The sequence below is a fragment of the Vibrio sp. genome (genome assembly GCF_050299255.1).
Lineage (GTDB): Bacteria > Pseudomonadota > Gammaproteobacteria > Enterobacterales > Vibrionaceae > Vibrio.
Window position 1 is genome coordinate 1 of the sequence record NZ_JBNKVP010000027.1, and the last position, 10986, is coordinate 10986.

9 protein-coding genes and 1 pseudogene are annotated in these 10986 nt (G+C 51.2%); 6 read left to right on the plus strand and 4 right to left on the minus strand.

Annotated elements, in window-relative coordinates; translation table 11 throughout:
* Both ACQY6F_RS09400 and ACQY6F_RS09405 read right to left on the minus strand, forming a co-directional pair.
* Positions 1–269 (minus strand): annotated as a pseudogene (locus tag ACQY6F_RS09400) (hypothetical protein); the annotation flags it as partial.
* 493 nt (positions 270–762) lie between these two features.
* On the minus strand, positions 763–1284 hold the full coding sequence (locus tag ACQY6F_RS09405; protein WP_428773899.1) for an HPP family protein: 522 nt from the start codon (positions 1282–1284) through the stop codon (positions 763–765).
* 92 nt (positions 1285–1376) lie between these two features.
* Between ACQY6F_RS09405 and ACQY6F_RS09410 the strand changes: the two genes are divergently transcribed.
* From ACQY6F_RS09410 to ACQY6F_RS09430, 5 genes are all read left to right on the plus strand, one after another.
* A complete protein-coding gene (locus ACQY6F_RS09410) occupies positions 1377–1937 on the plus strand; it encodes a TetR/AcrR family transcriptional regulator (protein ID WP_428773901.1) in 561 nt (186 codons plus the stop codon).
* 351 nt (positions 1938–2288) lie between these two features.
* Positions 2289–3434: an ABC transporter substrate-binding protein gene (locus ACQY6F_RS09415; RefSeq protein WP_428773903.1), complete on the plus strand. Its 1146-nt coding sequence runs from the start codon at positions 2289–2291 to the stop codon at positions 3432–3434.
* 9 nt (positions 3435–3443) lie between these two features.
* Positions 3444–5153 (plus strand): ABC transporter permease, encoded by a 1710-nt coding sequence (locus ACQY6F_RS09420; RefSeq protein ID WP_428773905.1) that lies wholly within the window; start codon positions 3444–3446, stop codon positions 5151–5153.
* Positions 5119–5769: an ATP-binding cassette domain-containing protein gene (locus ACQY6F_RS09425; RefSeq protein ID WP_428773906.1), complete on the plus strand. Its 651-nt coding sequence runs from the start codon at positions 5119–5121 to the stop codon at positions 5767–5769. Before ACQY6F_RS09420 ends, ACQY6F_RS09425 begins: the two co-directional genes overlap by 35 nt.
* Positions 5759–6364 carry a CDP-alcohol phosphatidyltransferase family protein gene (locus ACQY6F_RS09430; protein ID WP_428773907.1) on the plus strand — a complete coding sequence of 202 codons (606 nt, stop codon included), beginning with the start codon at positions 5759–5761 and terminating at the stop codon, positions 6362–6364. The genes ACQY6F_RS09425 and ACQY6F_RS09430 overlap by 11 nt, the downstream gene beginning before the upstream one ends.
* Positions 6365–6367: 3 nt before the next feature.
* Here the strand turns inward: ACQY6F_RS09430 and soxR are convergent, their stop codons facing one another.
* Positions 6368–6835: a redox-sensitive transcriptional activator SoxR gene (gene soxR, locus ACQY6F_RS09435; RefSeq protein WP_428773908.1), complete on the minus strand. Its 468-nt coding sequence runs from the start codon at positions 6833–6835 to the stop codon at positions 6368–6370.
* Positions 6836–6934: 99 nt separating this feature from the next.
* On the opposite strand from soxR, the gene ACQY6F_RS09440 reads away from it, so the two are divergent.
* Positions 6935–8140, plus strand: a complete 1206-nt coding sequence (locus ACQY6F_RS09440) for an MFS transporter (protein WP_428773909.1) — start codon at positions 6935–6937, stop codon at positions 8138–8140.
* 30 nt (positions 8141–8170) lie between these two features.
* Here the strand turns inward: ACQY6F_RS09440 and ACQY6F_RS09445 are convergent, their stop codons facing one another.
* The gene (locus ACQY6F_RS09445) at positions 8171–10834 is read right to left on the minus strand and encodes a cation-translocating P-type ATPase (protein WP_428773910.1); all 2664 of its coding nucleotides are present in this window, start codon (positions 10832–10834) and stop codon (positions 8171–8173) included.
* Positions 10835–10986: the final 152 nt, after the last annotated feature.

The following is a 10986-nucleotide window of genomic DNA, read 5'->3' on the forward strand; positions in this document are numbered from 1 at the left end:
GCGTTAGTGCCATCTGGGTTGTCTGCACTAGTAAAGCTCCCTGCTTTTGCAAAGATATGAAGCACCCCATCTTTAACAAAGGAGTTCACTCTACGCTTGGTGTAACGCAACTGTTCATTGTTACCACCACCGCAACAGTTTTCTAGCGGCGTTTCTGTTGGATCAAACAACTCTTCAGCCGTAAAGTTACGAGACTCGAAAGTCGAAGCACAACCAATTAACATCATCGCAATCACAGAAGACAGGCCAAGCGACGTCAATTTATCCATTATCATTTTTTCCCTTGAATTAAATTGCTAGCAAAACATAACTTCTCGAAACACCACCTGTTTAGAACGACATCAATCCCAACAATATGAAGACAAAAAAGTGAACAGAACAAAGCATTAAAACCACAAAAAGAAACCGGTTCCTTTTTGATGCCAAAAAAAATGCAACCTGTACATCTCTGTTAAAAACTAGACTAACCAATCAGGATTACATCATTTACGATTATCAATCTAAACACATTCATGTGGTTAATTCCTGAACAAACTGAAAGAATATGACTATGATCACGACGAATCTCACCAGAGAAATACATAGCTCACATTAAAATGCAATGAAATATTGGAAGGCTGCATGAACAAAGTTATTGCGTTGACAATGACGATTACTAATCCAATGTAAAACCTTGAACGGAATTTCGGCTATTCCCATTTATAAATCTGGTTTAACCAACAAACTTTGGAACCGGGTTCTTTTAATCTTGTGAACAGCCGCTCACTTAGTAGGAGTTAAGTAACTAAACATAATATCCACTAGTTTGATGGATGCTAGACTTGAAACTAATTGTCGCAAAAACCACTGATTCATCAATACTTGCATACTCTTGCCTACCACAACAATGATGATTGAGCCGATCAACACAGGCGTGATTAAAAATGCCCATCCCTGCCCGGATAACATAATCAGCATCGGGTTGGCCCCGGCAGGTGGATGAGTGGTTTTGGTGAGGAGCATGGCGCTAACGGCAATCCCAGTGGCCAGCGCCAGGGTTAGCGTCGACACACCGATATATTGGGTAAAAACCACCCCGACAAACGCCGTTAACAGATGGCCAAAAATAACATTTTTGGGCTGTGCCAGAGGGCTATCCGGTACACCAAACACTAGTACTGCCGTTGCGCCAAATGGTGCCATCAGCAGCGCAACATCAGTTAACGTCGAATCAAAAAACGAAAGCAACCCTATCGCCAAGAAGGCACCAACCCCGGCCAAGATAGACAAAATCTTATTATTCATATCATCTCCCTTTAAGTAGACCGATCTGTCTACAAATCCAAGGTAGACAATTTGGTCTACCTTTGTCAAGATAGATTTAGAGGAGAAAACTGATGAGCCCAAAACGCCAGTTACTGATCGATACCGCCCTGGACCTGTTTTACCAAAACGGTATTAACTCAATTGGAATCAATGAAATACTTAGCGTATCAGGCGTAGCAAAACGTACGCTCTATACCCATTTTCAAAGCAAAGACGCGCTGGTTATCGCCGCGCTCCAGCAACGGCACGACGTTTTTATTCAGTGGCTGGAACAGAAGCTGTCTGATACACAATCCGATAATGAGACCATCCATCGCCTATTTACAGCTTTAGAAAGCTGGTTTAGCGACAATGAGCCACAACTGGGTCACTTTAGAGGATGTTTTTTTATTAATACTTCGGCCGAATTCAGTGACTTGAACAGCGAAATTTTCCGTTATTGCAACTACCACAAAGATCAAGTCAGGCAAGTGATCGCCAGCCACCTGAGCAATACCGATGGCTCACTGCTCGATGCCATCTGTATTATGAAGGAAGGGGCGATTGTCACAGCACATTTGAGCGGAAACAGCCGTGAAGTGACGGTCAAATGCATTGAGTTACTAGACACCTTTGAGTTACAGAGCCGCTGATACAAGGGTGACTGCTAAGCATTAGCCAAGCTACTCTCCGAACAGAGTACACAGGTCACGCTACCCCAATTACCACAAAAAACCTATCAACATGAAAGATTTAGCCAATGAGTGCGGTCTACTACCATTCTTTAAGCGATCAACTGCGACAATTCTTTACCCGCGACTATGATTGATTAAAGACTAGGTATGGTAATGCTATGAATTTTTTATCAATTCTTACTAAAGAGAGCATGTTCAGTTACTATTTATATGCAGGAAAAGTTATATGCAGCGAAAGATGTCGAAGAACTTGATTTGGCGATTTTTCTGCTTGTTGTTCTCCATTCATATAGCAAACACGGATCGATTATGAAAAAGCTATTAAGCACGTTAGGAATTTTGGCTTCTGTGGTCACCACCCCAACCTTCGCCGACGACTGGCAAGCCATCGAAAAGGAAGCCAACGGCGAAACGGTTTACTTCCACGCCTGGGGTGGCAGCCAGGAGATCAACCGCTATATCCAGTGGGCGGGCCAGCAACTGCAATCACGCTATAACGTGACACTGAAACACGTCAAAGTCACCGATATCGCAGAAACCACCACTCGTCTTATCGCGGAAAAAGCCGCCGGTAAAAACAGTGGCGGTAGCGTTGATATGGTTTGGATCAACGGCGAAAACTTCAAATCAATGAAAGACAATGAGCTGCTGTTTGGTCCGTTTGTAGATAAGTTGCCAAGCTGGCAATACGTTGATAAATCGCTGCCTGTGGACGTGGATTTCTCAGTACCCACAGAGGGGCTTGAAGCGCCTTGGGGTGTCGGACAACTGGTGTTTATTCACGACAGCAAATCTCTGAACAATCCTCCAAACTCTTTCATGGAGATGTTGAACTACGCCAAAGCCTATCCTAACCGATTGAGTTACCCTCGCCCGCCGGAATTTCATGGCACCAGCTTCCTGAAATCGCTGCTAATCGAACTGACGGACAATGATCCGGCACTGGCCAAACCGGTTGATGACGCCAATTTTCAGGCTGTCACCCAACCGCTGTGGAACTACCTGAATGAATTTCATGCCGTTGCATGGCGCGGTGGTAAACAGTTCCCGGCCGGTACCGCAGAGTCTATCCAGCTGCTGGACGACGGTCAGATTGATTTGGCGGTGACGTTTAACCCTAACGCCGTCTATTCAGCGCAGGTCAGTGGTAATCTGGCGGATAGCACATCAGCATATGCGCTGAACCAGGGTGCGCTGTCGAACATTCACTTCCTGGCGATCCCCTGGAATGCCAGTGCCAGTGCAGGTGCCCAGGTGGCGATCAACTTCCTGCTAAGTCCGGAAGCGCAATCCCGCAAAGGCGACATTAACGTCTGGGGCGATCCTTCGGTGTTAAGCAGCAAATACTTAACCGGCAGCGCCAAAAATACCAAGCAGTTTAAATCGATTGCTGAGCCACATCCAAGCTGGCAAGCTGCTCTTGAGAAAGAGTGGTTAAAACGTTACGGAAACTAGAAGCTCTAAATGTTACGCGCGCTATATTTGCTGATTATTGTCGTCTGTATCTTACCTACCGTCCCGGGGCTGCTCGGGGTGGTGGCGTCGGCATTCGGTTATGTTCCACCGATTGGCTTGTCTGAAGTATCCCTCTCTGGCTTTCAGGCCGTATTTGCATGGGAGGGGGTGTGGCAGTCGATCGGATTAACGCTCTACTCTGCAGTGCTGAGCAGTTATCTGGCTTGTTTGATGACCTTTGCGATTTTACAGGCAAGCTGGCAGCGTAAATTCTGGCGCAGAATTGAACTGACATTATCTCCACTGCTGGCGATGCCCCACGTCGCATTCGCGATCGGTTTTGCGTTTCTGTTCGCCCCCACCGGAATGGCAGCCCGCGCGCTGTATCAACTATTTGGCTACGATCCCAATGCACAAACGGTCAACGACCTCGCTCTGCTGATTAAAGACCCGTATGCACTAGGGTTGATCATCATGCTGGCGCTAAAAGAAGTGCCCTTTCTGCTGCTGATGAGTATCCCCATATTACAGCAACTTAAAGTCGACCAGATTGAAAAAGTGAGTCATTCACTGGGATACAATTCCGCCCAGGCCTGGTGGAAAGCCATTTTCCCACAGTGGCTGGCGAAACTGCGTTTCCCGATGCTGGCCGTTATCGCGTATAGCCTGTCGGTTGTCGATGTCGCCTTAATTATTGGCCCGACCAATCCGCCTACCTTTGCGGTACTGGTGTGGCAGTGGTTTAACGACCCGGATCTGTCCCTTCTGCCAAGAGCCGCCGCAGGTGCGGTGATATTGTTTGCGCTGGCGAGCCTGTTGATCGCCTTCGCCCGCTTGGTGGAATGGGGCGTGACCAAAGGTTACAGACGCTGGCAATACGCCGGCCGTTCTGGCATCGCTCTGCCGGGCAGAAGCCTGTTCTCGCTTATCGCTATTCTGGCGGCGCTGATGATACCGCTGATGATCGTATGGAGCGTAGCACAGCGCTGGCGGTTCCCGGATCTGCTGCCAAGCCAGTACAGCGCGCGCTTTTGGCAATATGAATGGCACAGCATTCTGGGGACACTAGCCCAGAGCATTGTCATTGCCGTCATCTGCGCATCTATTGCGTTGGTCCTCGCGCTGATCGCCCATGAGTACCGCTTACGCTACCGCCTCCAGGTGCCGGGTTATATCATCGCGATTCCGATGCTCATCCCACAGCTTTCGGTGTTGTTTGGTATGCAGGTGGCGACGTTATACATCAATAGCAACGCCTATCTGTTTTGGGTCTGCTGGGCGCACGTGTTCTTTGCCTTCCCTTATGTGTATCTGTCGCTGGATGGTCCCTGGCGCAGTTTTGATAACGGTCTGACCAGGGTTGCGCTCAGCCTGGGTAAATCTCCGTTGCAGGTCTGGCTGAAGATCAAACTGCCGATCCTGTTGCCTGCGGTCACCTTTGCCTGGGCAGTCGGCATCAGCGTGAGTCTGGCCCAGTACCTGCCGACGCTGATGCTCGGCGCCGGCCGGATCAGCACCATCACCACAGAGGCGGTTGCGCTTTCCAGCGGTTTCGATCGCCGTGTCACCGCCATTTACGCCATCTGGCAGGCGCTGCTGCCGTTGCTGTTCTTCTCGCTTGCGATTTTGCTTAGTCGCCTGCACGGCAGAAATCGCCGGATATCCATTAAAGGTCTGTTGCCTAATGAGTCTTTGTCTCGAAAACCTCACCATCCATAAAACCGATGGCGAGGCTCTGTTTAACGCTTTTAGTCTCACTGTAGAAAAAGGCGAAATCGTCACCCTGATGGGGCCAAGTGGTTGCGGCAAATCCACCCTGCTGGATGCAATAGCCGGTCACCTGTCTGCCGAATTTCGCTATTCGGGCACAATTACCCTCGATGGCCAACCGCTGGATGACATGCCAGCCCATCGCCGCCAGGTAGGGATCCTGTTTCAGGATGACTTACTATTTCCTCACCTTACGGTGTGGGAAAACCTTGCCTTTGCGCTGCCAGAAACGGTAAAAGGCGCCGAGCGAAAACAGCAGGCGATGAACGCACTGAAACACATTTCACTGACTAAGCTGGCCGAATCTTTCCCCGACCAGATTTCCGGAGGTCAGCGGGCTCGTATCGCCCTAACCCGCATGCTGCTCGCCAAACCGAAACTGGCATTGCTGGACGAACCCTACAGCAAGCTGGACAAAGACTTGCGCGCTCAGTTTCGCAGCTGGGTGGTAGAGCAACTGAAAAACGCCAACATTCCCGCCCTGATGGTCACCCATGATGAAGCGGATATTCCAGCGGGCAGCCGCTGCATTTCCTGGCCATGGGAGAATCATCATGCTGGATAGCTTAAGTATCAAAGTGATTCGCTGGCCGGTCAGCCAGGCGGCCAGACTGCTGAATAAGACCGGCATTAGCGCTAATCAGACCACCTTATTTGGCTTTGCCATCGGTTGTTTGGCTCTGCCGGCGCTTAGCTTTCAGCAATATGACTGGGCGCTGCTGCTGATCATAATTAACCGAATCTGCGATGGCCTGGACGGAGCGCTGGCCCGAATTCAGGGCATTACCGATGCGGGCGGCTTTTTGGACATCAGTCTGGATTTTCTGTTTTACTCACTGGTCCCGTTTGGCTTTGTGCTGGCCAACCCGGAAGCCAACGCCGTCGCCGGCGCGTTTCTGATTTTCGCATTTATCGGTACTGGCTCGAGCTTTCTGGCCTTTGCGGTAATGGCCAGCAAACAGGGGATTGAAAACCCGGTTTATCGAAATAAGTCGCTGTATTACATGGGGGGATTAACAGAAGGCACAGAGACCATTCTCTGCTTTATCGCGATTTGCCTGTTGCCAAACCACTTTGCGCTGATCGCTTACCTGTTTGGCGCGGCATGCTGGATTACCACCCTGACGCGGATTTACTCGGGTTTCCAGACGTTAAAGTAACGCTCAGCGAATGTTCCCGGTCAGGTCCGCATCCGCTTGATCATCGGAGTTCAGTAACACCGCGCCTTGATGATTGCGGCCATGGATATCTTGCGGGTTGCGCAAACTGCAGTGCTCCAGCGAGAGGCAGCCACAGCCAATACAGTCGCCCAGGCTGGTCTGCAGTTGGCGTAACTGTTGGATCCGCTCCTCCAGCAGCTGATGCCACTGGCTGGCCATATGTTCCCACTCTTGTTTAGTAGGCGCATGATTCATCGGCAGGTGCGCCAGTGCTGTGGTGATCTCGTCTAAGCTCAAGCCTACCTGCTGCGCCGCTTTGATCACCGCAATACGGCGTAACACGCTTCGGTCATAGCGACGCTGATTACCAGCATTGCGCCAACTGGTGATTAGCCCCTTCTGCTCATAAAAATGCAACGCAGATACTGCCACGCCGGCCCGTTTGGCGACTTCACCCACTGTCATTTCCATTTCCCGCACTCCAAAATAATGGCAAAAAAGCGCTTTACCTAAAGTTAACTTGAGGTATTAGAGTATAAGCCAATAAAGTAAACGTCACGGAAAATAACAATGAAAAACAAAACACTGCCTTACTTATCCGGAAGATTTTTCGACGGTATCAGCTCTGGCTTATTTATGATGGCGCTGCCCTGGATCATGCTGAAAGAAGCTGACATGGGCACCTTCGTCGCGCTGACGGCGCTAACCTGCACGGCCGTGTCGTTTTTGCTAACGCCCTTTTTCTCCACCCTTATCGACCGGCATTCTCGCAAAACCATGCTGATACTCTGCCAGGTGGTTCAGTCCGCCACTGCCGCTCTGGTCTTAATCGCGTATCAGCTTGAGCTTGGCTCACACTGGTTACTGGCACTGTCTCAATTAATATTTTGGGTATCGAGCAACATAGCCTGGACCTCCAACCTAGCGTTCACTCAAGAAAACTACCAAAAGCACGAGTACGCCAAGATTTCCGGCTATCAGGAAGTAGTGATGCAGGGCACCACCTTGGGCGCAGGCGCACTGGGCATCATCCTGCTGGAACACTGGGGTATGACTGAATTTGCCTTGTTTGCAGCCGTGGCCTCCGCCCTTGCCGCCATCAGCTATGTTTTGACCCCTTATAGCCAAAGACTTCGTAATTCAGTCGAGAGCCCATTCTGGCAACAGCTCAGTGAAATCAGGGCAATATTCAGTCGCCAACCGGTATTCTATGCCTTTCTGTTGGTCTCCTGCCTGTCATACCCAGTGCTGACCTACCTTGGCAAACTGGTACCGATCTGGTTTGCAGAGCAGAATATCTCCGGCGATTGGGTCGCCTGGTACAACATTGCCTTTGGCCTGGGCTCACTGCTGTCCGGCTTGCTGGTCGCGAGAATCTTACAAATCGCTTCGGCTCAGCTGATTATGCAGGGGGCGATGTTGATACTCGCAGCCATTCTGCTCAGCATGAGTGGCCTGCTTACTCCACTGGCCATTGTCGGGCTGACACTGGTGATGGGCTTTTTCAATGCCCTGAACCGTATTGCCCGAACCAACTGGATGCACCATACCATTGCCGTTTCTCAGCGCGGCCGGGTTGATGGTTTACTGGTGATGTTTTCCACCCTGGTACAAAGTTTAAGCTATGTGTTGATTGCAGCACTGTCGCACTATCAGATGACCGCTTACGGGTTTGTGATTGTCGGTGTGGTGGTGCTACTGGCCAGCCTGTTGATGCTGTCACTGGGAACCAGGCTTAACAGCCACCCGGATGTTGTCGTGGAGGAACCTGCCTAATCATAGTGTTGGACTTTAACTGCAACCGATTCAGCCTCGTCGGTTCCGCCACCACTTGTGGATTTCTTCCACCACCAGCAGGCTAAGTGCAATGAGCAGAAGCTGGGTCCACTGGCCGAACGATATCGGCTGAATTTGCAGAATATCGCTCAGGCCTGGGGTGTACATCGCCGCGATATGCACCAATTGCGCCACTGGCACGGCGCACATCAGGAACAGGTTGGTTTTGACTGACTGAGCGAACAGCGAGCGTGTTTCTGAGCGGCTGTTCAGCGCGTGGATATTGCCGAAAAGTACCATCAGCATCAGGGTAAGATTTCTGACCTGTTCAACGCTTTCACCGGACTGCAGCGCCAAGTAGTAGTTAAGAAATGCCAGACCGCCCATGACGGTGCCGGAGATCAATACATGTTCAATCAGCCGTTTATCAAATACCGGTTCACTGGGATTACGCGGCTTATAAGTCAGCTCATTACCCTCCTTGGGTTCAAAGGCGAGCGCCACGTCCTGCAGGCCATTGGCCACCAGGTTGAGCCACAGCAACTGAACCGCAATCATCGGCATCGGCAGGCCGGCTACCACGGTGAGGAAAAATAGCAAAATGGCAGAAAAGCCAGTCGCAATCAGCAGCGCGATCACTTTGCGGATATTGTTGTACACCACCCGCCCCTGCTCGATACCGGAAACAATCGAGGCAAAATTATCGTCGGTAATGATCAGGTCGGCGGTCTCCTTGGCGACGTCTGTACCCCGTTTACCCATCGCGACGCCAATATTGGCCCGCCGCATCGCCGGGGCATCATTGACACCATCACCGGTAACCGCAACAAAGTGGTTCTGGCGCATGAAGCTGTCTACGATCAGCTCTTTCTGCTGCGGCTCTATGCGGGCAAATACCCGTACCGGACGGATAAGTTCATCAAACGTGCTCTGCCCTTTCACTATCGCCTGGCTGATCATACTGCCGGTCACTACCTGGGCGCCTTGCCCACATAGCCCAAGTTCAATGGCGATCGATTTGGCCGTCGCCGGGTGATCGCCGGTAACCATTGCTACTTCAATCCCCGCGCTGCGGCAGTGCTCCAGGGCCGCCACCGCTTCCTTGCGCACCGGGTCAATCATCGCCACCATACCGAGAAAACACATCTGCTCCAGCTTGTGATTGCCATGTTCGACGATCTCCCGCTTCGCCAACGCGATTAGCCGGTATCCCTGAGTCGCCAGGCCTTCAAACTGCGCTTCAAGCAGGTTGCGATCAATCTCTACCGGCCCATGCTCAGTTTCCATCTGGTCGCACATGGCGAGCATTTTTTCCGGGCTGCCTTTGGCGTACAGCCAGGCGGTATCGCCGTCAAAATTGACGCTGCCGGAGTAGGCTTTTTCCGGTTCATAAGGGATCAGTTCCAGCTGAGTTTGCTGACGGCGCAAATCTTTGATCGACATACCCAGTTTCTTCGCCAGCACCAGAAACGCAATATCCACGATGTCGCCGTCTGACACCCATTCCCCTCCGGCGTAATCGAGATGGCTTTCATTGGCCAGCACACCGGCGATGCAAAGTTGACGCAAATGCTGTTTATCCGTATCACCGCAGATCTCGCCACCCGGCGAGACACCTTCTCCGGTCACCGAGTAGGTTTTATCATCGGGCAGCACCACCTGGTGGATAGTCAGTTCATTCACCGTCAAAGTGCCGGTTTTGTCAGAGCAGATAAAGGTGCAGGACCCCAGTCCTTCAACAGCTACCAGTTTACGTATGATCACATTGGCCTGGGCCATGCGGCGCATCCCGATAGCGAGAGCGACCGTCAGGGCCGCAGGCAAGCCTTCCGGAATCACCGAAACCGCTAAACCTATCGTCATCAGAATAATCGCTTCCCTGTCATAGCCGCCTTTCATCAGCATCATCAGCGTTAGGGCTAAGATGGCGATGAATATGCCGCCGGCGACCTGATAGGTAAAGCTACGGATACGGATCATCAGTGGCGGTTCGGAGACCCGCTCCTGGGTGACGTGGCTGGCGATTTTGCCAATTTCCGTATCTGTTGCCGTGGAGAGAACAACGGCCTGAGCGCGACCATGGGTGATAATGCTGCTGGCAAAACACTGGTCGAACCGCTCTGACAATGGCGCATCATCCGCCACTTCTGCCTGAGCATTTTTGCTCACCGCAAGAGATTCACCGGTCAGCATTGATTCATCCACCGCAAGGTTCTGGCTGGATAACAGCTGCACATCTGCTGGCACCTTATCACCGGAGGAAAGTATCACCAGGTCGCCTGGCACCACTTCCTCGACATTGATCGTCCGTCCAATGCCATCACGAATCACATGGGTTTCTCCCTTGACCATATTGCGAAGCGCAGCCGCGGATCGTTGGGCAGAATATTCCTGTATGGTGCCAATAATGGCATTGAGGAAAAGCACCACCAGAATAAAGGTGCCGCTGGGGTTCTGGCCGAGTACAAAAGACACCACGGCAGCGATCACCAGAATATAGATAAACGGACTGAGAAACTGGCGCAGGAATATCAACAGTGGCCCCGCCATTGGTCGAACCGGTAAGCGATTAGGCCCGAACTGTTGCAGTTTCTGTTCGGCGGCTTGCTGGGTTAAACCGGTTAACGGCTCCGGTTGGTTGCCATCGACCAGATCGGATTGGTGGGTTGCGATTTTGCCGGACTGAGATGCCATTTTTTGCTCCCGTCACACGACAGCTTGTTATGCACTTTTATTAATAATAGATAGCCGACACAAAAATGGGCGGGGAAATAGCAGCAGCAAAAAGTGAGCGGGTGTGATCGCTGGCGCAGCCTGTCAATTTCTCAGCCTACAAACATTAGCAT